The 22,709-nt window shown below is 59.8% G+C and carries 18 protein-coding genes; 9 read left to right on the top strand and 9 right to left on the bottom strand.

Translation table 11 applies throughout. From position 1 onward, the window contains the following. Positions 1–23 precede the first annotated feature (23 nt). Positions 24–569, bottom strand: a complete 546-nt coding sequence (locus tag KGA81_RS17915; protein WP_223547496.1) for a GNAT family N-acetyltransferase — start codon at positions 567–569, stop codon at positions 24–26. A gap of 447 nt (positions 570–1,016) precedes the next feature. Between KGA81_RS17915 and KGA81_RS17910 the strand changes: the two genes are divergently transcribed. Then, positions 1,017–1,880, top strand: coding sequence for a DMT family transporter (locus KGA81_RS17910; protein WP_223547495.1), 864 nt, complete (start codon positions 1,017–1,019; stop codon positions 1,878–1,880). Positions 1,881–1,957: 77 nt separating this feature from the next. Here KGA81_RS17910 and KGA81_RS17905 read toward each other — a convergent pair whose 3' ends face one another. Further along, positions 1,958–2,866 carry a DMT family transporter gene (locus KGA81_RS17905; RefSeq protein ID WP_223547494.1) on the bottom strand — a complete coding sequence of 303 codons (909 nt, stop codon included), beginning with the start codon at positions 2,864–2,866 and terminating at the stop codon, positions 1,958–1,960. Positions 2,867–3,025: 159 nt separating this feature from the next. Here KGA81_RS17905 and aceK point away from each other — a divergent pair, with 159 nt between their 5' ends. The 3 genes from aceK to KGA81_RS17890 all read left to right on the top strand — a co-directional run bounded on the left by aceK (position 3,026) and on the right by KGA81_RS17890 (position 10,286). Further along, the gene (aceK, locus tag KGA81_RS17900) at positions 3,026–4,744 is read left to right on the top strand and encodes a bifunctional isocitrate dehydrogenase kinase/phosphatase (RefSeq protein ID WP_223547493.1); all 1,719 of its coding nucleotides are present in this window, start codon (positions 3,026–3,028) and stop codon (positions 4,742–4,744) included. A gap of 179 nt (positions 4,745–4,923) precedes the next feature. After that, entirely contained in the window at positions 4,924–8,835 is a 3,912-nt protein-coding gene (gene hrpA / locus KGA81_RS17895) for an ATP-dependent RNA helicase HrpA (RefSeq protein ID WP_223547492.1), read from the top strand. Positions 8,836–9,164: 329 nt separating this feature from the next. Further along, on the top strand, positions 9,165–10,286 hold the full coding sequence (locus KGA81_RS17890) for a beta-ketoacyl-ACP synthase III (protein ID WP_223547491.1): 1,122 nt from the start codon (positions 9,165–9,167) through the stop codon (positions 10,284–10,286). A gap of 226 nt (positions 10,287–10,512) precedes the next feature. Here KGA81_RS17890 and KGA81_RS17885 read toward each other — a convergent pair whose 3' ends face one another. Further along, entirely contained in the window at positions 10,513–11,844 is a 1,332-nt protein-coding gene (locus tag KGA81_RS17885) for a putative porin (protein ID WP_223547490.1), read from the bottom strand. A gap of 280 nt (positions 11,845–12,124) precedes the next feature. Here KGA81_RS17885 and KGA81_RS17880 point away from each other — a divergent pair, with 280 nt between their 5' ends. Further along, entirely contained in the window at positions 12,125–13,249 is a 1,125-nt protein-coding gene (locus tag KGA81_RS17880; RefSeq protein ID WP_223547489.1) for a GNAT family N-acetyltransferase, read from the top strand. An 11-nt stretch (positions 13,250–13,260) separates the two neighbouring features. On the opposite strand, the gene aqpZ is transcribed toward KGA81_RS17880, so the two are convergent. The 5 genes from aqpZ to KGA81_RS17855 all read right to left on the bottom strand — a co-directional run bounded on the left by aqpZ (position 13,261) and on the right by KGA81_RS17855 (position 18,498). Further along, a complete protein-coding gene (aqpZ, locus tag KGA81_RS17875; RefSeq protein WP_223547488.1) occupies positions 13,261–13,959 on the bottom strand; it encodes an aquaporin Z in 699 nt (232 codons plus the stop codon). 310 nt (positions 13,960–14,269) lie between these two features. Next, positions 14,270–16,102: an ABC transporter ATP-binding protein gene (locus tag KGA81_RS17870; RefSeq protein WP_223547487.1), complete on the bottom strand. Its 1,833-nt coding sequence runs from the start codon at positions 16,100–16,102 to the stop codon at positions 14,270–14,272. A 93-nt stretch (positions 16,103–16,195) separates the two neighbouring features. Continuing rightward, positions 16,196–16,753, bottom strand: a complete 558-nt coding sequence (locus KGA81_RS17865; protein ID WP_223547486.1) for a peptidylprolyl isomerase — start codon at positions 16,751–16,753, stop codon at positions 16,196–16,198. Positions 16,754–16,756: 3 nt separating this feature from the next. Continuing rightward, the gene (locus KGA81_RS17860) at positions 16,757–17,560 is read right to left on the bottom strand and encodes an alpha/beta fold hydrolase (RefSeq protein ID WP_223547485.1); all 804 of its coding nucleotides are present in this window, start codon (positions 17,558–17,560) and stop codon (positions 16,757–16,759) included. A 14-nt stretch (positions 17,561–17,574) separates the two neighbouring features. Beyond that, the gene (locus KGA81_RS17855) at positions 17,575–18,498 is read right to left on the bottom strand and encodes a LysR family transcriptional regulator (protein ID WP_223547484.1); all 924 of its coding nucleotides are present in this window, start codon (positions 18,496–18,498) and stop codon (positions 17,575–17,577) included. Between the two features lie 49 nt (positions 18,499–18,547). On the opposite strand from KGA81_RS17855, the gene KGA81_RS17850 reads away from it, so the two are divergent. From KGA81_RS17850 to KGA81_RS17840, 3 genes are all read left to right on the top strand, one after another. Continuing rightward, the gene (locus tag KGA81_RS17850) at positions 18,548–18,862 is read left to right on the top strand and encodes a 3-phosphoglycerate kinase (protein ID WP_223547483.1); all 315 of its coding nucleotides are present in this window, start codon (positions 18,548–18,550) and stop codon (positions 18,860–18,862) included. Between the two features lie 232 nt (positions 18,863–19,094). Then, positions 19,095–19,694, top strand: a complete 600-nt coding sequence (locus KGA81_RS17845) for an FMN-dependent NADH-azoreductase (protein WP_108218553.1) — start codon at positions 19,095–19,097, stop codon at positions 19,692–19,694. 282 nt (positions 19,695–19,976) lie between these two features. Continuing rightward, positions 19,977–20,855, top strand: coding sequence for a carboxylate/amino acid/amine transporter (locus KGA81_RS17840; protein ID WP_223547482.1), 879 nt, complete (start codon positions 19,977–19,979; stop codon positions 20,853–20,855). Positions 20,856–20,956: 101 nt separating this feature from the next. Here KGA81_RS17840 and KGA81_RS17835 read toward each other — a convergent pair whose 3' ends face one another. Beyond that, positions 20,957–21,844 (bottom strand): LysR family transcriptional regulator, encoded by an 888-nt coding sequence (locus KGA81_RS17835; protein ID WP_223547481.1) that lies wholly within the window; start codon positions 21,842–21,844, stop codon positions 20,957–20,959. 158 nt (positions 21,845–22,002) lie between these two features. Between KGA81_RS17835 and KGA81_RS17830 the strand changes: the two genes are divergently transcribed. After that, positions 22,003–22,647, top strand: a complete 645-nt coding sequence (locus KGA81_RS17830) for a hydrolase (protein WP_108218556.1) — start codon at positions 22,003–22,005, stop codon at positions 22,645–22,647. Positions 22,648–22,709: the final 62 nt, after the last annotated feature.

Here is a 22,709-nt window from a genome sequence, read left to right as displayed (position 1 = left end):
GCTGGTCATTAACTGAACACTTTTCACGATACAAGGTTCTCCAGGGTTTTGACAAGACGGCCTTCTATATCGAAGTCAAAGCCGAGCTGTTGATAAATTGATACCGCGCCAACCTGTGGCTCTTGAACTTCGAGGAACCGGCAACCGATGAGCTGCGCGTATTGTTCAATGGCAATCAGCGCCAGTGTCGCAATGCGGTTTCTCAAAGGATGCGCCTCCCTTGGACGTCCCTCTAACCGTACGATGCGCATCCGCAGCCGACTGTTGTTCGGATTTGCAAAGCACATGCCGCACAGTTCGTCGTCGAACCAGATGGCAATATCCAGAGCCAATGGCTCTCGTGCTTTCCACCCACCGACTTCATTCCAGGAAAAGTGTGGATCCTCCCAAAGCACAGAAGCATTCAATGCCCGTGTGTCAATCGGTTCAAAGCGCACCTTCGATAAATCGAGCGCGGTAGGGCCGATCCGTTCCAGCTCACGCTGCAACTGTGCGGTGCTGGCACCAGCAATCTTTCTGGCCTGAGACTTGTACAGCTGATACCGAAGATGAGTCCTTTCCCTTGGCATGTGATCTCTTGCATTCCATTCCCCATCGTTGGGCGTCGCAGTTGCTCTCAAGCCTAAGTAGCACCCTCTTCCTTGTCGTTACTGGCCTTTTGACCAAGTTATTGCAATCCATGTCGAGGGCTGGTTATAGTCGGCGCACAGTGAGTTTCAGGACTCACTTTTTCATCCCTCGAGCAAAGATCAGCCCAATGCCTGCATCCCTCATCAACGCGGTAGTCGATTCAGCGGTCAACGCTGGCGTCGTGCCGTGCGGGAATCAGCAGCCCGGGCAGATCAGTCATTACCCCCCACCTGTCAGTAGCACGTCGGTGTGCGCAGTCGCATCACCGCCAGGCGTTGGCATTTCGGGCTGATCAGCTGCCTTCTGCTGTTCCCATGCCCGCCTGAAAAACTACTGGATTTCAGCTTCGGCTGAGTTGGCTTTTTGCCTGACTACAGGTGGTATTCATGTTTGTCCTTTCGAAAAAGTCCGCGCTCGCGGCGGCGTCCACGAGCCTGTTCGTTCTGCTGTGGAGCAGCGGGGCGATTTTCTCCAAATGGGGGCTGGCTCACGCGTCGCCCTTCGCCTTCCTGATGTTTCGTTTCGTCATTGCCCTATGCGGCCTGGTGTTGCTGGTGCCGTTGCTCAAGCTGAAGTTGCCCAAGGGCGGCAAACCGATGCTGTATGCGATGGCCACCGGCGTGGTGTTGTTGGGGGCGTATCAGATTTTCTATCTGCTGGCCCTGGACCTTAAAGTCACGCCCGGGGTGATGGCGACCATCATGGGCGTGCAGCCGATCCTCACAGTGGTGCTGATGGAGCGCCAACGTTCCTGGAGCCGGATGTTCGGTCTGGCCCTGGGGCTGGCCGGGTTGGTCATGGTGGTCTACCAGGGCATCGGGCTGGCCGGGGTGTCGCTGGCCGGGATGCTGTACGGGTTGCTGGCGCTGGCGAGCATGACCTTCGGTTCGATCATGCAGAAACGCATCACCGACAATCCCCTCGGCACATTGCCGGTGCAGTATCTGGCTGGACTGCTGTTGTGCGGGATTTTCGTTCCCTTCCGGCCGTTTCACTTCGAACACAGCAGCGGTTTCATCCTGCCGGTGCTGTGGATGGGGCTGGTGGTGTCGGTGCTGGCAACGCTGTTGCTGTACCGCCTGATCGCCCGGGGCAATCTGGTGAATGTCACCAGCCTGTTTTATCTGGTGCCGGCGGTCACGGCGGTGATGGACTATCTGATCTTCGGCAATCGCCTGGCGCTGTTGAGCCTGTTCGGCATGCTGTTGATCATCGTCGGGCTGGTATTCGTGTTCCGTAAAACCGCGTAATTGCGTGCAAACCCGATAAGGCCTGGAGCAATGCTCCAGGTCTGTTGATTTTTGGCGTCATCCGCAACGCAACGATTCTACCGCTCAGCCACCAAAGCCGGTTTCACAGCAGCCGGCTTCAACACCAGCCACAACGCCAGCGCAATCAACAGCCCGCCATAGATATGCGCCATCGACAGTGGCTCATCGAGAAACAGCGCCCCCCACAACACGCCGAACAGCGGGATCAAAAAGGTCGTAGTCATCGATTTCACCGGACCAATCGAGCTCAGGAGCCGGAAGTAAACAATGTAGGCAAACGCCGTGCATCCCAGACCCAACCCCAACAACGAGAGCCAGACATTCCAGCCGCCCCAGGTCGCGGGTGGTTGGCTGATCACGCTGTACCCGAACAGCGGCAGCAGGAACAGCGTCGCGCCGAGCATGCTGCCCACTGCCGACAAGCGGCTATCGAGACCACCGGCCTGATCGAGCCAGCGGCGCGCCAGAAACCCCGCAAATCCGTAGCAAGTGGTCGCGAGCAGGCAGGCGCCGGCACCCATCAGCAGTTCCATATTGAACGCCACCGGACCGGCACGGGTCAGCACGCCCACGCCGAACAGCCCCAGGAACACGCCGCCGAGTTTGGCGCCAGTGAGCCTTTCATGGAAAAACAGGCCGCCGATCAGCACGCCCATCAAGGGAGTCGTGGCATTGAAAATCGACGAGTAACCGGCAGGCAGCACCTGCGCGGCCACCGAATAGAGCGTCGCCGGAATCCCGGAGTTGATCACCCCGAGCAGCATCACGGTCTTGAGTTTGCCCTTGAAATCCCAGCTGATGCGCATCAGGCCAAGAATCACCAACAGTCCGACCGCGGCAATCGACACACGGAAAAACGCCGTGGGAATCGTGCCGATCACCGGAGCGATGATGCGCATGAACAGAAAGCTCGCACCCCAAATGGCCGCCAGGGACAGTAAACGGAAAATATCGACGGGGTTCACAGCGCGGTCCTTCCTTGATGGAGGGGCGAAAGTGTTGCTGAGTGTGTGATCGATGGCAACCGAAAACCGGGCATTCAATTCGTCCGGAAAATTACGCTTCTCCTGCACCCGCTTCACTGGCTAAGCTCAAGCCTCCCGAATTCCCGCAGAGGTCTCACCATGCCGCAGCAATGGCCAGCCGCCGACATCGCCCGCTTGATCCTCGATGGCTTTGACGATTACCGCGAGCATTTCCGGCAGATTACCGACGGCGCCCGGGCCCGCTTCGAACAGGCCAGGTGGCAGGAGACGCAATCGGCGTCGGCGGCGCGGATCAATCTGTACGAAGAAAAAGTCGGTGAAACCGTGGAGCGACTGCGCACCGCGTTTGACCCAGGCACCCTGGACGTCAGCTGCTGGCCGCTGGTCAAAAGCGCCTACATCAGCCTGATCGACCTGCGCTTGGACGATGAACTGTCCGAGACATGGTACAACTCGATTTTCTGCGGGCTGTTCAGCCATGACCTGATCAGCGACGGCTGCATGTTCATCCACACCACCCGGCCGAGCCTGCGCCATGCCCGGGCCGCGCAAACCCGCACCTACAAGCCGCAAGGACAATTGTCGGCCATGCTCGCCAGCATCTTCGCCGACTACCGCTTCAGTGAGGATTACGCAGACCTGTCCGGTGACCTGAAGCGCCTTGAAGCGCAGTTGCGCGAGAACCTGCCGGATTGGGTGTGCAAGGACCCGGAGCTGAGTGTCGAGCTGTTTTCCTCGGTGTTGTACCGCAATAAAGGCGCGTACCTGGTGGGGCGCATCTACACCGCCGACGAGCAGTGGCCGCTGGCGATTCCATTGCTGCACCTCGAAGGGCGCGGCATCCAGATCGATGCGCTGATCACCGACGAAGCAGACGTGTCGATCATTTTTTCGTTCACCCGCTCGTATTTCATGGTGGATGTGCCGGTGCCGGCGGAGTTCATTGGCTTCTTGCGCCGTATCCTGCCGGGCAAACACATTGCCGAGCTGTACACCTCGATTGGCTTCTACAAGCACGGCAAGTCGGAGTTCTACCGGGCGCTGATCAATCACCTGGCCAACACCGACGACCAGTTCATCATGGCCCCCGGTGTGCGCGGTATGGTCATGAGCGTGTTCACCCTGCCGGGTTTCAACACCGTGTTCAAAATCATCAAAGACCGTTTCTCGCCATCGAAAAACGTCGACCGCGCCACGGTGATCGAGAAGTACCGTTTGGTGAAGAGTGTCGACCGCGTGGGGCGCATGGCCGATACCCAGGAGTTCGCCGACTTCCGTTTCCCGCTGAGCAAGTTCGACCCGGCATGCCTGGAGGAATTGCTGGAAGTCGCGCCGTCGACGGTGTCGGTGGAAGGCGACAGCGTGCTGATCCGTCACTGTTGGACCGAACGCCGCATGACCCCGCTGAATCTCTACCTGGAAAACGCCAACGAGGCGCAGGTGCGCGAGGCTCTGGAGGACTACGGGTTGGCGATCAAGCAACTGGCGGCGGCCAACATCTTTCCCGGCGACATGCTGCTGAAGAACTTCGGCGTCACCCGTCACGGTCGTGTGGTGTTCTACGACTATGACGAGATCTGCTTTCTGACTGAGGCCAACTTCCGCCACATCCCGGCACCGCGTACACCCGAAGATGAAATGGCCTCCGAACCCTGGTACTCGATCGGGCCGCTGGACGTGTTCCCGGAAGAGTTTCCGCCATTCCTGTTTGCCGATTTCGGGCAACGCAAGTTGTTCAATCAGTTGCATGGCGAGTTATACAACGCCGATTACTGGAAGAGCCTGCAGGAAGCGATTCGGGCGGGGAAGGTGATTGATGTGTTTCCCTATCGGCGCAAGGGCCTCGATAACGAATAGCCCTCCATCCGACACGGACCTCTGTAGGAGCCGGCTTGCCGGCGAAGGCAATCTTGAGCCTTGCATCGTCAGTTCAGACGCCTTCGCCGGCAAGCCGGCTCCTACAAGGGATCTCGTTCGTCCTTCAAATCTGCGACAATCGGCCCCCTGCGCCACTAGACGACTGAATTGCGTACCCGATGACCGACGAATCGCCCTCCATCGACAAACTGCTGAAAAACCTCGATCACGCCATGCTCGCCGACCGCCACCGGCTGCGGCGGCAGTTGCTTGAGCTGCGCAAGAAACCCGACGAGGCCAGGCTGGCCCAGTGGGTGACGCGGATGCAGGCGTCCTGTGAGCAGGTGCTGGCCCGCCGCGCCAGCCTGCCGGTGATTCGTTACGACGACAGCCTGCCGATCGCCGCCAAGCGCGACGAAATCAAGAAGGCGCTGGAAAAGCACCAGGTGCTGATCATCGCCGGTGAGACCGGCTCGGGTAAAACCACCCAGTTGCCGAAGATCTGCCTGGAAATCGGTCGCGGTCAGCATGGTTTGATCGGTCACACCCAGCCGCGGCGGATCGCTGCGCGCAGCGTGGCCAGCCGGGTGGCCGAAGAGCTTGGCACGCCGCTGGGTGCGTTGGTCGGTTATCAGGTGCGCTTCGAGGATCAGAGCGATTCCAGCACCCTGATCAAACTGATGACCGACGGCATCCTGCTGGCCGAAACCCAGAACGACCGTTATCTGGAACGCTACGACACGATCATCGTCGACGAAGCCCACGAACGCAGCCTCAATATCGACTTTCTGCTCGGCTACCTCAAAACCCTGCTGCCGCGCCGTCCCGACCTGAAAGTCATCATTACTTCGGCGACTATCGACCTCGAACGCTTCTCCAAACACTTCGATGACGCGCCAATTGTCGAAGTCTCCGGCCGTACCTTCCCGGTGGACACCTGGTATCGCCCGCTGACGCTGGAGCAGGACGAAGAGGGTAACCGCGTCGAGGATGACCTGACGGTGGATCAGGCGATCCTCGCCACCCTCGACGAAATCGCCGCTCATGAGCGCAGCGAACGCCGCAGTCCCGGTGACGTGCTGGTGTTCCTGCCGGGTGAGCGCGAGATTCGTGACGCCGCCGACATGCTGCGCAAGGCGCAGCTCAAGCACACCGAAATCCTGCCGTTGTACGCACGATTGTCGCCGGCCGAGCAGCAGCGGATTTTCCAGTCGCACCCGGGCCGTCGCGTGGTGCTGGCAACCAACGTCGCGGAAACCTCGCTGACCGTGCCGGGCATTCGTTACGTGATCGACAGCGGCACCGCACGCATCAGCCGTTACAGTTACCGCGCCAAGGTCCAGCGTCTGCCGATTGAAGCCATTTCCCAGGCCAGCGCCAATCAGCGTAAAGGTCGCTGTGGGCGTGTCGAGCCGGGCATTTGTGTGCGCCTGTACAGCGAGGAGGACTTCCTCGGTCGCCCGGAATTCACCGATCCGGAGATCCTGCGCACCAACCTCGCGGCGGTCATTTTGCAGATGTTGCACCTGCGCCTTGGCGAGGTCAGCGCGTTCCCGTTTATCGAGCCGCCTGATGGCAAAGCGATCAGCGACGGTTACAACCTGCTGCAGGAACTCTCGGCGGTGGATCGCAACAGTCAGCTGACGCCGCTCGGCCGGCAATTGGCGCGCTTGCCGGTGGACCCGCGCATGGGCCGCATGCTGCTGGAGGCGGCGAAACTCGGCAGCTTGCAGGAAGTGTTGATCGTTGCCAGTGCCATGTCGATCCAGGACCCGCGCGAGCGCCCGCCGGAGCGTCAGCAAGCGGCGGATCAGGCTCACGCGCAGTGGAAAGACGCCGACTCGGATTTCGCCGGACTGGTCAATCTGTGGCGCGGTTTCGAAGAACAACGCCTGGCGCTGACCACCAATCCGTTGCGCAACTGGTGCCGCAAGAATTTCCTGAATTACCTGCGCCTGCGCGAATGGCGCGACTCCCATCGTCAGTTGAGCCTGATCTGCCGCGACATGCAACTAAGCCTCAACAAAGAGCCGGCGGACTATCCGAAGCTGCACAAAGCGGTGCTGGTGGGGTTGCTGAGCCAGATCGGCCAGAAAACCGAAGAGGGCGATTACCTCGGCGCGCGTCAACGGCGGTTCTGGATTCATCCGTCGTCGGGTATCGGTAAAAAGCGTCCGCAGTGGCTGATGACCGCCGAACTGGTGGAAACCACCAAGCTCTATGCGCGCATGGTGGCGAAAATCGATGCCGACTGGATCGAGCCACTGGCCGGGCACCTGATCAAGAAAAACCACTTCGAACCCCATTGGGAGAAGAAGCGTGGCCAGGTCGTGGCGTTCGAACAGATCACCCTGTTCGGGTTGATCGTGGTTGGGCGTCGGCCGGTGCATTACGGCCCGGTGGACCCGGTGGTGTCCCGTGAATTGTTCATCCGCGAAGCGCTGGTGCGTGGCGAAATCCAGTCGAAGGCCAGGTGCCTGACGGCCAACAAGCAGTTGCTGGAACAACTCGACGAACTGGAAGCCAAGGCTCGCCGCAGGGACATCCTTGCCGACGAAGAAACCTTGTACGCCTTCTATGACGCGCGATTGCCGGCGGAGATTCATCAGACGGCGACCTTCGACAGTTGGTATCGGATCAACAGCCAGAAAGACCCGCAGCTGCTGATCATGCGCGAAGAAGACGTGCTGGCCCGCGAAGCCAGTGAAGTCACCGCCCAGCATTACCCGGATACGCTGCATATCGGCGATCTGGAGTTGGCCCTCAGTTACCACTTCGAACCCAACCATCCACGGGACGGTGTGACCCTGCGCGTGCCGGCGCCGTTGTTGCCGATGCTGCCACCGGAACGCCTGGAATGGCTGGTGCCCGGTGTCATCGAAGCCAAGTGCATTGCTCTGGTGCGCAACCTGCCCAAGGCCCTGCGCAAGAACTTCGTACCCGTGCCGGACTTCGTCAAAGCGGCGTTGCAGCGCATGACTTTTGCCGAGGGTTCACTGCCTCAGGCCCTGGGTCGCGAGCTGCTGCGCATGACCGGCGCGCGGGTCAGCGACGAAGCCTGGAGTGAGGCGGCGCAACAGGTCGAAAGCCATCTGCGGATGAACCTGGAAATCGTCGACGCCCAGGGCAAGTTCCTCGGTGAAGGTCGCGATCTGGCCGAACTGACGGCGCGTTTCGCCGAGGCTAGCCAGGCGGCATTGGCGGTGCCGCAAACCGCAAAGAACCAGCAGCCGGTGGAGCCGAAAGTATTCGCCGCCGTGGCCGAGAAAACCCAACAGAAGATCGCCGGGCTGTCGATGACGGTGTATCCGGCGCTGGTGGAGGAGAGCGGTACGGTCAAGGAAGGGCGTTTTTCGACGCCGGCCGAGGCCGAGTTCCAGCATCGCCGTGCCCTGCAACGTCTGCTGATGCAGCAACTGGCCGAGTCGGCCAAATTCCTGCGCGGCAAATTGCCGGGGCTGACCGAACTGGGCCTGCTGTACCGCGACATGGGGCGCGTCGATGCGCTGGTGGAAGATATCCTGCTGGCCAGCCTCGACAGCTGCATTCTTGAAGGCGAAGACCCGCTGCCACGCGATGGCGCTGGATTGGCGTCCCTGGCCGAGCGCAAACGTGGCGCCTGGACCGAGCACGCCGAGCGTGTGGCCAGGTTGACTCTGGAAATCCTCAAGCTCTGGCACGGTCTGCAAAAGCGCTTCAAGGGCAAGATCGATCTGGCGCAAGCCGTGGCCCTGAACGATATCAAGCAACAGCTCAGCCACTTGGTCTATCCGGGTTTTGTCCGGGAAACGCCGATGCAGTGGCTCAAGGAGTTGCCGCGTTACCTCAAGGCGATCGAACAGCGTTTCGAAAAAATCGGCGCCCAGGTGCAGCGCGACCGGGTCTGGAGTGGCGAATTGAGCGGCCTGTGGACGCAATACCAGACCCGCGCCAACAAACATGCCCAGGAAGGCAAGCGCGATCCGCAGCTGGAGTTGTATCGCTGGTGGCTGGAGGAATACCGGGTTTCGCTGTTTGCCCAGCAATTGGGGACCAAGGTGCCGATTTCCGACAAGCGCCTGAGCAAGCAGTGGAGCCAGGTCGAACCCTGACACAAATACTTTGTAGGAGCTGGCTTGCCAGCGAAGTCGGCCTTGAGCCTTGCATCGTCAGTGATGACCCCTTCGCCGGCAAGCCGGCTCCTACGGGTATTGTGTGTTCTTTTGATGGGTGCGTTATCCAGCAAAAAGGGGCCAAAACCTGCGGTTTATGGCAAACTTCGCGCCTATAAACGCCGGCCCCGCGGTTTTGAGCCTTCACGGTCTCGGGCAGGTCGGAATAAAGCGATGCCAGGTTTGCGTCCCCCGGATCGGAATAGACCCTTTGTGTATTGGCACGTCGGTGCCAATGCTTTCTGCCTGAACAGATTAGAGACACGACCATGCATAACGTCGTCATCAGCGGCACCGGCCTGTACACCCCGGCCAACAGCATTTCCAACGAAGAGCTGGTGCAGTCTTTCAATACTTACGTCGCGCAATTCAACGCCGACAACGCCGATGCCATTGCGCGCGGTGAAGTGCAGGCATTGACCGAATCCAGCGTAGCGTTCATCGAAAAAGCCTCCGGCATCAAGAGCCGCTTTGTCATGGACAAGGAAGGCATCCTCGACCCGCAGCGCATGGCGCCACGCCTGCCGGAGCGTTCCAACGACGAGTGGTCGGTGCTCTGCCAGATGGCCATCGGCGCGGCCGAACAAGCCTTGCAGCGTGCCGGCAAGACCGCAGCGGACATCGACGGCGTGATCGTCGCCTGCTCCAACCTGCAACGCGCTTACCCGGCCATTGCCATCGAAGTCCAGGAAGCGCTGGGCATCCAGGGTTTCGGTTTCGACATGAACGTGGCGTGTTCCTCGGCGACCTTCGGTATCCAGACCGCCGCCAACAGCGTGCAACTGGGGCAGGCCCGGGCAGTCCTGATGGTCAACCCGGAAGTCTGCACCGGCCACCTGAACTTCCGCGACCGTGACAGCCACTTCATCTTCGGCGATGCCGCCACCGCGGTGATCATCGAACGTGCTGACCTTGCGACGTCCAGGTACCAGTTCGACATCGTCAGCACCAAGCTGCTGACCAAGTTCTCCAACAACATCCGCAACAACTTCGGCTTCCTCAACCGCGCAGCGGAAGAGGGCGTCGGTGCCAGGGACAAACTGTTCGTGCAGGAAGGCCGCAAGGTGTTCCGTGACGTTTGCCCGATGGTGGCCGAACTGGTCGCAACGCATCTGGAAGAGAACCAGCTCAACGTCAGCGACGTGAAGCGCTTCTGGCTGCACCAGGCCAACCTCAGCATGAACCACCTGATCGTCAAGAAACTGCTGGGCCGCGACGCCACCGAACAGGAAGCGCCGGTGATTCTCGACACCTACGCCAACACCAGTTCCGCCGGTTCCGTGATTGCGTTCCACAAGAACCAGGACGATCTGGCCGCCGGTTCGCTGGCCGTGCTCAGCTCGTTCGGCGCCGGTTATTCGATTGGTAGCGTGTTGCTGCGCAAGTTGTAGGATGTAGGAGCGAGCTTGCTCGCGAAGAACTCAGAGACGCTGCGTTCATCCAGATTGCACGCGTTATCGTTGACGACCTTCGCGAGCAAGCTCGCTCCTACAAGGGGGGTTGGCAAAAACGAACAGCCCGGAGTTGATGCATCGGAGGATGATGGGGACCGATGCACCAACGCCAGGCTGTAAAAGCGGCCCGGGCTTCCTTGCCCGGGTCGTGTAGCGGGGTGAATCAGAACTTGGCTTCGGCATCCAGTTGCAGGGTGTTGATGTCCGAATCTTTCTTGTTGATGTTGGCGTTGGTCTGGTCCGAGGTCGCCATGAAGTAGGTCGCGCCCAGGGCGAAGTTCTTGTCCAGGTCGTAGCTCACTTTCAGCTTGCTGCCGCGCGAACCGGTGAAGCCGTTGGCGAAGTCGGAGTCGGTGAAGGCGCCAACCACAGCGTTACGCTGCACGTCGCGGTAGTTGTAGTCCACATTGAAGCCGTAGAGCCTGGACTTCACGCCGGCCAGCCAGCCCGTGTCCTGGTCGTTGCTGGCATCGGTGTTGTTGACGTACTGACCGTAGATCGACAGCGGAACTGGCAGGTTGCTGAAGTCCAGCTGACCAAAGCCTTCGTACAGTTTGAAGGTTTCGTTCGGGCTGTTGCCGTTGACGGCCAGGGCGCATGGCGTGGTAACGGTGCCGGAGGTAGGGCAGGCACTGCTGCTGTCGTTGTCGTAGGAGTAGATGCTGCCGCCCAAGGTCATTTTCATGCTGTCGGTGATGGCGAAGCGACCACCCAATTGACCAGCGTACAGACGCAGGTCGTGCTTGAACTGCACGCCTTCGCCGTCGACGTTGTCCTTGAGGGTGTAGTGACCGGCGCTACCGAACAGCTCGGTACTGCCGCTCAGCGGGTACTTGTAGGTGACGGCCAGGCCTTCCGGGTTGATGTCGCTATCCCAGATGATGTCGCCCATGCTCACCCATTGTTGCGGCATCTTGCCGCCAACCAGGTGCAGGTTCTTGATCGCGTCCGGGTGGTAGTCGATGTAACCCTGGTCCAGCCAGATCTGCTTCTTGTCGAAGTAGTTGTTCAGGTCCTGGTTGGTCGAGCGAGCGTCGTCGTTGCTGCCGGTGGCGATACGGATACCGGTGTCGACCTGCGGGTTGATTTCGCTGTAGGCACCCAGGCGGGCACGAATGCGCTGACGGTCCTGGTCCTTGTTGTTTGGCACGCCATCGTTGTGCACGGTTTCTTCACGGAAGCGCACGTCACCCTTGAACTGGGTCTTGGCGGCCCACGCCAGCTTCTGGTCAAAGGTGCTCAGTGCGTCGGTTTTCTTCGCGGTGGCCGCGATTTGCTCGTTAGTCTCTTGCTGAGCCTGACGGGCGATCTGCTGGTCTTTCTGATCCCTGGCCAGCTCGGCTTGCAGTTCGCTGTACTGCGCGTTGGTGATCGAGCCGTTAGCCTTGAGCATATCGAGCAGTTTGGCGTCGACTGCGGCACTGGCCGGGACACTCATGGCCAGCAGCAGGCCACCGCACAAGGCCGCCGCAGTTTTCGTGGAAGCAAGACGCATATCAATCTCCGAAGATGAGAGCGGATGACAGAGCCATCCGGGACACAACCGACCGTTAGGGGCGGAAAACAGTGACCGGGTATAACCCGGCGCTCTAAAAACAGGCGCCAGTATCGCGATGGTTTATGACAGAGCAGTGGCACTGTGATGTCATGTCGATGACGATACAAAGCCGTCGTGAACTATTGAGTTAGAGCGCTGTCGTCGGTTTGCTCGTGTGCAATGCAGAGCGATAGGCGATACTCGCGGGGCTTTCACGCCATGAAGAGTGAGGATGGTGATGCCGTTGCAACGTCTGCAAAAACTGTCAGAAATCGCCCCGCAAACGTGGGACGCACTGGTGCCCGAGACTCAGCCTTTTCTGCGTCACGCCTTTTTGAGCGCACTGGAAGACAGCGGCAGCGTCGGACCCCATACCGGCTGGCAGCCCGAGCATTTATTGCACGTCGAAGGGGATCGACTGATCGCCGCGCTACCCGGATATCGCAAGTGGCATTCCTATGGCGAGTACGTGTTCGATCATGCCTGGGCCGATGCCTGCGAGCGCGCCGGCATCGATTACTACCCCAAGCTGTTGAGCGCTGTGCCGTTCAGTCCCGTCAGCGGGCCGCGGCTGTTGGCGGCCACGGTCGAGGACGGCTTCGAGTTATTGAAAAGCCTGCCGGGCTACCTTGAACTCGAAGGGCTCTCCAGCGCCCACATCAATTTCACCGATCCGTTCACCGACGCGGCACTGAGCGAGCAGCCCGGCTGGCTGCAGCGCGTTGGCTGTCAATACCACTGGCAGAATCGCGGCTACCGGGATTTCCAGGACTTCCTCGACGTGCTCAGTTCGCGCAAGCGCAAACAGATGCGCAAGGAGCGCGAGCAGGTGGCCGGGCAGGGCATCGAGTTCGAATGGCTTGAAGGGCGGGAGCTGAGTCAGGCGCAGTGGGATTTCGTCTATGCCTGCTACGCCAATACCTACGCGGTGCGCCGGCAAGCGCCGTATTTGACGCGGGAGTTTTTCAGCCTGTTGGCCGAGCGCATGCCGGAGTCGATTCGCGTGGTGCTGGCCAAACAAGGTTCACGGCCAGTGGCGATGGCGTTCAGTCTGGTGGGGGGGGACAGCTTTTATGGCCGTTACTGGGGATGTCTGGCGGAGTTCGATCGCCTGCATTTCGAGACCTGTTTCTATCAAGGCATGGACTATGCCATCGCCAACGGTTTCCAGCGTTTCGATGCCGGGGCCCAGGGCGAGCACAAACTGATTCGTGGATTCGAGCCAGTCATTACCCATTCCTGGCACTACTTGCGCCATCCCGGATTGAAAGCAGCGGTGAAAGACTTTCTGGAGCAGGAGCGGCTGGGCGTGTTGGCTTATGCAGAGGATGCGAAGTCAGCCTTGCCTTATCGACAAGGCTGATTTTCAGCGTTTCAGCTTTCTTCTTTGCCCAGCCAGCGATACAGCACGCCGCCGACCACTGCGCCGAGCAGCGGTGCGACCCAGAACATCCACAATTGTTGAATCGCCCAGCCACCAACGATCAGCGCCGGGCCGGTGCTGCGTGCCGGGTTGACCGAGGTGTTGGTGACCGGGATCGAGATCAGGTGGATGAGCGTCAGCCCCAGGCCGATGGCAATCGGTGCCAGTCCTGCCGGTGCACGTTTGTCGGTGGCACCGAGGATGATCAGGATGAACATCGCGGTCATCACCAGTTCACTGACAAACCCTGCCGCCATCGAATAGCCGCCAGGCGAGTGTTCGCCATAGCCGTTGGACGCCAGGCCTCCCGCCAGTTCGAAACCGGGTTTACCGCTGGCAATGAAGTACAGCAGGGCGGCTGCAATCACACCGCCAATGACCTGGGCAACGATGTAGGCCGGCAATTCATTGGCCGGGAAGCGCCCACCTACCACCAGGCCTAGGGACACCGCAGGATTGAGATGACAGCCGGAAATATGGCCGATGGCGAAAGCCATGGTCAGCACGGTCAGGCCAAATGCGAAGGACACCCCGAGCAGACCGATCCCGACATCCGGAAAAGCCGCCGCCAGCACCGCGCTGCCGCAACCACCCAATACCAGCCAGAACGTACCTACCAACTCAGTCGCCGAACGTTTTAACAGAGTCATAAGAGAGTGTCCTTTCGAGATTATGCTGCCTTTAGCATCCAGCCGATGGACTGCAGAACCACCTCCAGAACGTTGAAGTCAGTACAGCACGGTTTTTTCAGAATTCCAGCAGGCACAAAAAAACCGCCAGGCCCCGTTGTTGGCGGGGCCTGGCGGTTATCCAAGGTCCATCGGAATCACTTGACCCCTGTAGGAGCGAGCTTGCTCGCGATGGTCGTCAACGATAATGCTGAGAGCCTGACACCGCGCGGCGTTCTTTAATTCATCGCGAGCAAGCTCGCTCCTACAGGTAATGTGGCCATCTTGATACTCAATCGATCCCGACAAACCCACCGGTCTGGTGTTGCCACAACCGCGCATACAAACCGCCATGGGCCAGCAGTTCGGCGTGGCTGCCTGTTTCGGCGATCTTGCCGTTTTCCAGCACCACCAGCCGGTCCATCCGGGCGATGGTCGAGAGCCGGTGAGCGATGGCAATCACGGTTTTGCCCTGCATCAGGGTTTCGAGGCTTTCCTGGATCGCCGCTTCGACTTCCGAATCCAGTGCCGAGGTGGCCTCGTCCATGATCAGGATCGGCGCGTCCTTGAGCAGCACACGGGCAATGGCGATGCGTTGGCGCTGGCCACCGGAGAGTTTCACCCCGCGCTCACCGACATGAGCATCGAAACCGGTGCGGCCTTCGGCGTCCGACAGTGAAGGAATGAAGCCGTCAGCCCGGGCCTTGTGCACCGCTTCCCAGAGTTGCGCGTCGGTGGCGTCGGGCTTGCCATACAGCAGGTTGTCGCGGATCGAGCGGTGCAGCAGCGACGTGTCCTGGGTGATCATGCCGATGCGTTCGCGCAGGCTTTCCTGGCTGACGTCGGCGATGTTCTGGCCGTCGATCAGGATGCGTCCGCCTTCGACGTCGTACAGGCGCAGCAGCAGGTTGACCAGGGTCGATTTGCCGGCACCGGACGGGCCGATCAGGCCGATTTTCTCGCCGGCCTTGATGGTCAGGTTGAGGTCGCCGATGATCCCGCTCCGCTTGCCGTAGTGGAAGTCCACCTGTTCGAAGCGCACTTCGCCACGGGCCACCGCCAGGGGTTTGGCCTGGTCGCGGTCGGTAACGGAGACCGGTTGCGAAATGGTCTGCAGACCGTCCTGCACCATGCCGATGTTTTCGAAAATGCCGGTGACCACCCACATGATCCAGCCGGACATGTTGACAATGCGGATCACCAGGCCGGTGGCCAGGGCGATGGCACCCACGCTGATCAGCGACTGGGTCCACAACCACAGGGCGAGTCCGGTGGTGCAGACGATCAGCAAGCCGTTCATGCTGGTGATAACCACGTCCATGCTGGTGACCACGCGACCGGCCAGTTGCGCCTTCTCGGTCTGTTCCTTGATGGCTTCGCGGGCGTATTGCTGTTCGAAGTTGGTGTGGGCGAACAGCTTCAGGGTGGTGATATTGGTGTAGCCGTCGACAATCCGCCCCATGAGTTTGGAGCGTGCATCGGAGGCCATCACCGAGCGATCCTTCACCCTTGGCACGAAATAACAGAGGGCACTGATGAAGGCGACGATCCAGGTCAGCAACGGGATCATCAGGCGCCAGTCGGCTTCAGCGAACAGCACCAGCGAACTGATGGCGTAGATCAGCACATGCCACAGGGCATCCACGGCCTGCACGGCGGAATCGCGCAGTGAGTTGCCGGTTTGCATGATGCGTTGGGCGATGCGCCCGGCGAAGTCGTTCTGGAAGAAATTCAGGCTCTGCTTGAGCACGTAGCTATGGTTCTGCCAGCGGATCATGCTGGTCATGCTGGGACTCAGGGTCTGGTGCACCAGCAGGTCATGCAGGCCGACAAAGATCGGGCGCAGCACCAGCGCAACCACCACCATCCAGGTCAGTTCGAGGGCGTGTTCCTTGAAGAGATTTACGTTCGGTGTGCCTTGGGCCAGGTCGATGATGCGGCTCAGGTAGCTGAACAATGCCACTTCGATCAAAGCACCAATCAGGCCGACGATCAGCAGGGCGGCGAAACTCGGCCAGACCTGCTTGAGGTAATAGGTATAAAACGGGAATACACGGTCTGGCGGAGACGCCGTCGGTGCTTCACGGAAAACATCGATCAGTTTTTCAAAACGGCGATAAAGCATGTTTTTTTCGCCCGCGAACGGGCTCTCCTTTAAACGGTTTGAGCGTTGCCGGCAAAGCCGGCGACGGCTCGGACATCCATGTCCAGCTTAGTCTCAGTCGATGCGCTTGGCCGACTTGATGTAGACCGGATCGGCCGGCACATCCTTCATGCCGCCACGAACGGTGGTTGGCGAATTGACGATGATATCGACCACTTCCATGCCTTTGACCACTTTGCCGAACACCGCGTAGCCGTCGCCCTGGTCAAGGAAGTCGTTGTCCTTGACGTTGATGAAGAACTGGCTGGTGGCCGAGTCAGGCACCGAGGTACGGGCCATGGACAAGGTGCCACGTACGTTGACCAGGCCGTTCTTGTGCTCGTTCTTGATCGGGTCTTTGGTTTCCTTTTGCTGCATGGTTTGGGTGAAGCCACCGCCCTGGACCATGAAACCGGGAATCACCCGGTGGAAAATCGTGTTGTTGTAGAAGCCGCTGTCGACGTACGCAAGGAAGTTCTTGGTACTGATCGGGGCCTTGACCGGGTCCAGTTCGATTTCGATCTGGCCGTTGGTGGTGTCCAGCAGCACGTGCGGGGCTTTTTCCGGCGTCGCGGCCATCAGGTTGGCGGCAAACAGGACGGAGCCTGCGGCGAGGGCGATTTTTTTCAGCATGGGTCAGTGATCCTGAGTGGTGGTGTCGACTGCGGTCAGAAACTCCAGCAGTGTCTGGTTAAAGTGTTCCGGCTGGTCCAGCGGCGTGGCGTGGCGGGAATCGGCGATCACCACCAGCCGCGCGTCAGGCAGCAGTTTGACGTAGTTTTCCTTCAGCGCCACCGGTGTGTAGTCACGGTCGGCACTGACGATGAGAGTTGGACAGGTAACCTTCGAAAGTCGTTCCTGAACCCCCCAGCCGACAATGGCATTGAAGCTGGCGAGATAAGCATGTTTATCGTTTTTTGCCCAGCGTTCGGCCATCTTTTGTCGCAAGTCGGCCTGCTCGGGATTCGGGAACAACTTGCTGCCCAGCGCCTTGCCGATGGTGCCCATGCCAAGGGTGCGCATCAGGCTCCAGCGCTTGAACCACTGCCAGTAGTCATCGCGGCTGCGCAGTTTGACCTCGGGGGCGCTGTTGACGATGCACAGGCTCTTGAGCAGTTGCGGCTGATCCACGCCCAACTGGAAGCCGATCATGCCGCCCATCGACAGGCCGACATAATGTGCCGGGCCGAGATTGAGGTGCTCGATCAGTGCAATCAGGTCAGCGCTGAATCCGGCAATGCTGTAGCGCTCCCGGGGTTTGTCCGAACGACCGTGACCGCGCGCATCCGGGACGATCACTCGGTAGCGGGTGGCCAGTGCCGGGATCTGTTTTTCCCAGTCCAGGGTGCTTGAGCCCAGGCCGTGGACCAGCAGCAGCGGCGTGCCGTGGCCATATTCCTCATAGTGCAGGTTGCAACCTTCGTGTTCGAAATAGGCCATGCATACACTCCGTGTCAGGCTTGTTCGGGGGCGGCGAACGGTGCGTCCAGTGGTGCGGTGTCAAACGTGCGTAGCAGCTCGATGAGAATCTGCGTGGCCGGCCCGAGGGGTTTGTCCTTGTTCGAATACAGGTAAAAGCTCGGGTTGCGGCTACCGCCCTGATCCAACGGTAGCAGCTTGAGCGTACCTTCCTTGAGTTCCCGCTCGATCATGTGCCGGGGCAGCCACGCAAACCCCAGACCGCTGCTGACGAAGGTTGCGGCGGTGGCCAGGCTGCCGACGGTCCAGCGCTGTTCGGCACCGAGCCAGCCGACGTCCCGTGGTTGCTGGCGCCCCGAGTCGCGGATCACCACTTGCATCTGGCTTTCCAGGTCCTGGAAGCTCAGTTCGCGCTTGAGGCGGTGCAGGGAATGCTCCGGGTGAGCGACGGCGACGAACTCGACGTCGCTCAATTCCGCACCCAGGTAACCGGGAATGCTGAACCCGGTGATGGCCAGGTCGGCCACGCCTTCGAGCAGGACTTCCTCCACGCCCGATAGCACTTCCTCGCGCAGGCGCACCCGGCAGCCACGGCTTTGCGGCATGAACGCGGTCAAGGCGCGGACGAGGCGGGCGCTTGGGTAAGCGGCATCGACCACCAGGCGGACTTCGGCTTCCCAGCCCTGCTCCATGTGATGGGCCAGGTCTTCCAGCTGACTGGCCTGTTTCACCAATTGCCGGGAACGGCGCAACAGCACGCCGCCGGCTTCCGTCAGCACGGCTTTGCGCCCGTCGATGCGCAGCAACGGTACGCCGAGCTGATCCTGCATGCGGGCCACGGTGTAGCTGACCGACGATTGCGAGCGATGCAGCGCCTCGGCGGCCTGAGCGAAACCACCGTGATCGACCACGGCTTGCAATGTTCGCCATTGATCAAGGGTCACGCGGGGCGCTTTCATGTGGAGCTCCTCTTGTCCTAAGCTGGCAGCCCTTACTGGAGGCTGCTGAATGAAAAAATTCTGTTGTGTGCTGCTGGCGCTACTGCCGCTGACGGCGTTTGCTTATCCGATTGATGTGCAGAAGAACCTCAACGGAATGAAGATCGACTACGAAACCTTCGATACGGATAGCGATATCGGCTCCATCCGGGTCGCCAACTACGGCGACGTCGATGCGAGCTGCAAGGCGGTTTTCAGCAATGGCCCTGAAGCTCCGCGCACCCGCAAGATCGACGTACCGGCCGGCAAGCACAAAAATGCCACGGCCAAATTCAGCCGCAACATCATCAAATTGCGCATCGGGCTGACCTGCACCCCGAAATGACGCCAGGCTCTTCTGTAGGAGCGAGCTTGCTCGCGATGCGGTGGGTCAATCGACACCACTGTGTCTGATACACCCTCGCGAGCAAGCTCGCTCCCACAGAGGTAGGGCATGCTGAGCTTATAAACGAATTTATCGATTGGTTATAGCAGTTATTTGCGCTTTTTCATCGATATGACTCTGTTTAACCTTCACTCCATCGACCTACAGCATTCTCAGATGGAGGCTACATCCCATGTCCCGCGTTCTGATCATCGAAAGCAGTGCCCGTCAGCAAGACTCGGTTTCCCGTCAACTGACCCAGACCTTCATCAGCCAGTGGAAAGCCGCTCACCCGAATGACCAGATCACCATCCGGGACCTGGCCGTCAAGCCGGTGCCGCACCTGGACATCAACCTGCTGGGTGGCTGGATGAAACCCGCCGAGCAGCGCAGCGACATTGAACAGGCGTCTCTGGAGCGCTCCAACCAGTTGACCGACGAATTGCTCGCCGCCGATGTACTGGTGATGGCCGCACCGATGTACAACTTCGCCATCCCCAGCACTCTGAAAGCCTGGCTTGACCATGTGCTGCGGGCCGGCGTGACCTTCAAGTACACCGAAACCGGTCCGCAAGGCCTGCTCAGCGGCAAGCGTGCCTATGTGTTGACAGCTCGCGGTGGCATCTACGCCGGCAGCACCGCCGATCACCAGGAACCCTACCTGCGTCAGGTCATGGGCTTCATCGGCATCCACGACGTGACGTTCATCCACGCCGAAGGCATGAACCTGGGCGGTGACTTCCAGGAGAAAGGCCTGAACCAGGCGAACGCCAAGCTCTCGCAAGTGGCCTGACCGGTTAATCGCCAGATAATCGCTGGATGGTCTAGTGACCTGGCGCAACCCTTCAAGCCTGTACGCGCATCGAACCTCCCTTCGCACTTGTTGCTCCTGAGTGCTCTTGCCCGATTGAACGCTTTAGCGAGATCGGGCTTTTTTTTGCCTGCGATTTAACCAACACCTACAAAACCCTGTGGGAGCGAGCAAGCTCGCTCCCACAAGGAATTTGTATTATTTGGGTGTTCGCGATCAACAGCAAAACCCGCTATCGTCGTCGCCATTCGAAATGAGGCGAACATGGGCTATCTACTTTTTGTCACGCTGATCCAGGCGTTTTCCTTCAGTTTGATCGGCGAATACCTGGCCGGTCATGTCGACAGTTATTTCGCAGTGCTGGTGCGGGTGCTGCTGGCGGGGCTGGTGTTCATTCCACTGACCCGCTGGCACTCGGTTGAGCCGGCATTCATGCGCGGCATGCTGCTGATCGGCGCGTTGCAGTTTGGCGTGACCTACGTCTGCCTGTACCTGAGCTTTCGTGTATTGACGGTGCCGGAAGTGTTGTTGTTCACCATCCTCACGCCGCTGCACGTGACCCTGATTGAAGATGCACTGAATCGTCGCTTCAATCCCTGGGCCCTGGTCGCGGCGCTGGTGGCAGTGGCAGGGGCGGCGGTTATTCGCTTTGACCGGATCAACCCGGATTTCTTCATGGGTTTCCTGTTGCTGCAACTGGCCAACTTCACCTACGCCGCCGGGCAGGTGCTGTACAAACACCTGGTCGCGCGCCACCCGAGCGATCTGCCGCATTACCGACGCTTCGGTTACTTCTACCTCGGCGCGCTGGCGGTGGTGTTGCCGGCGTTTCTACTATTCGGCAAACAGAACTTCCTGCCTGAAGCGCCGCTGCAATGGGGCGTGCTGCTGTTCCTCGGCCTGGTCTCGACCGCTTTGGGGCTCTACTGGTGGAACAAGGGTGCGTGCATGGTCAATGGCGGGACCCTGGCGGTGATGAACAACCTGCATGTGCCGGTGGGGTTGCTGATCAACCTGCTGATCTGGAACCAGCATGAAGAACTGGGGCGGTTGTTGCTCGGCGGTTCGGTGATTTTGCTGGCGGTGTGGATCAGTCGGTTGGGTATACGCAAGCCTCTGTGGGAGCGAGCTTGCTCGCGATGACGGCATGACAGTCGGTAAAGATGTCGACTGTGAAATAGATATCGTCGGAACGCCGCCCGGAGCAAGCTCGCTCCCACAAGGGATTGCGTGATCTGCGAAAATCACTTCGGCGCCAGTTGCCCCACCAGAAACTCGATAAACGCCCGGGTCTTCTGCGGCACCCGCCGTGCCGATGAATACACCGCGTTGATGGTGATTGCCGGGGCCTGCCATTCGCACAGCACCGGCACCAGTCGCCCGGCCGCCAGCGCATCCTCGACGATGAAGTCGGGCAGCAGGGCGATGCCCATGCCGGCTTCGGCTGCCTGGGCGAGCAAGTCGCCGTTGTTGGCGTGCAATGGACCGGTGACGTTCACCCGCTGGGTTTCCTTGCCATTGCACAGTTGCAGGCTGACACCACTCTGCAGATAGCCGTAGTTCAGACATTGATGGGTGCGCAGATCTTGAGGCGTTTGCGGGATGCCCGCGCGTTCGAGATAAGCCGGGGATGCCACCATGATGCGCGGAGCAGGTGCCAGTTGCCGGGCGATCATGGTCGAGTCGGGCATGCTCGCGATGCGGATGGTCACGTCAAACCCGCCCCGCACCGGGTCGACCTGCTGGTCACTGAGCACCAGTTGCAGCTCGATGTTCGGGTGCTGTTCATGAAACAGCGGAATCAATGGCCCCAACCGCCGAAGCCCAAACGACATCGGCGCATTGACCCGTAATACGCCGCGTAACTCGCCGATGCCGTCACGGGCGCGTTGCTCGGCCTCGTCCAGTGCCGCCAATACTTCCCGTGCTGCATCGAAATACTCGGCCCCGGCCTCGGTCAGGTGCAGGCTGCGGGTGGTGCGTTGCAGCAATTGCACGCCGATAGCTTCTTCCAGCGCCTGAATCTGTTTACTGACTTTCGAGCGCGGCACGTCCATGGCCCGGGCGGCTGCGGCGAAGCCGTTCTCGCCGACCGTGACGACGAACGCGCGCATGCATTCGATGCGATCCATATTGTCCCTGTTTTAGAATCAATGATTCTCTATTTTAGGTAATTGTCCCTTTTATCGCCAGCCCCTAAAGTGACATCCAAGCCGACAACAAAGCCGCTGAAGGCAACGTCGACTAACCCCTTACCCATTCGAAGTATCGACATCAAAAGGAACGCGCCATGTCTATCCGTGAACTGCTCAACCCAACCAACTCCGCCCTGATCCTGATCGACCACCAGCCGCAAATGGCATTCGGCGTGCAGTCCATCGACCGTCAGACCCTGAAGAACAACACCGTGGGCCTGGCCAAGGCGGCGAAGATCTTCAATGTGCCGACCATCTACACCTCGGTTGAAACCGAAAGCTTCAGCGGTTACATCTGGCCTGAGTTGCTGGCCGTGCACCCGGAGCAAAAGCCGATCGAGCGCACTTCGATGAACTCCTGGGAAGACAAGGCACTGGTTGACGCAGTGAAAGCCACCGGGCGCAAAAAACTGATCATTGCCGCGCTATGGACCGAGGTCTGCCTGACTTTCCCGGCGCTGGAAGCCCTGGCCGAAGGCTATGAGGTGTACATCGTCACCGACGCCTCCGGCGGCACCAGCAAGGAAGCCCACGACATGTCGGTGCAACGGATGATTCAGGCCGGCGCGGTACCGGTGACCTGGCAGCAAGTGTTGCTCGAATACCAGCGTGACTGGGCGCACAAGGATACTTACGAAGCGGTGATGGAACTGGTGCTGGAACACAGCGGCGCGTACGGCATGGGCGTGGATTACGCCTACACCATGGTGCACAAGGCACCGCAGCGGCAGGTCAAGTAACCCGCAAGCTTTGAACGCAATGTAACCCCTTGTAGGAGCGGGCTTGCCCGCGAAGGCGGAGT

The sequence above is a fragment of the Pseudomonas sp. A-B-19 genome, from assembly GCF_019947515.1.
In the GTDB taxonomy this organism is placed as follows: Bacteria; Pseudomonadota; Gammaproteobacteria; order Pseudomonadales; family Pseudomonadaceae; genus Aquipseudomonas.
This window is presented reverse-complemented; position numbering and strand designations above follow the sequence as displayed.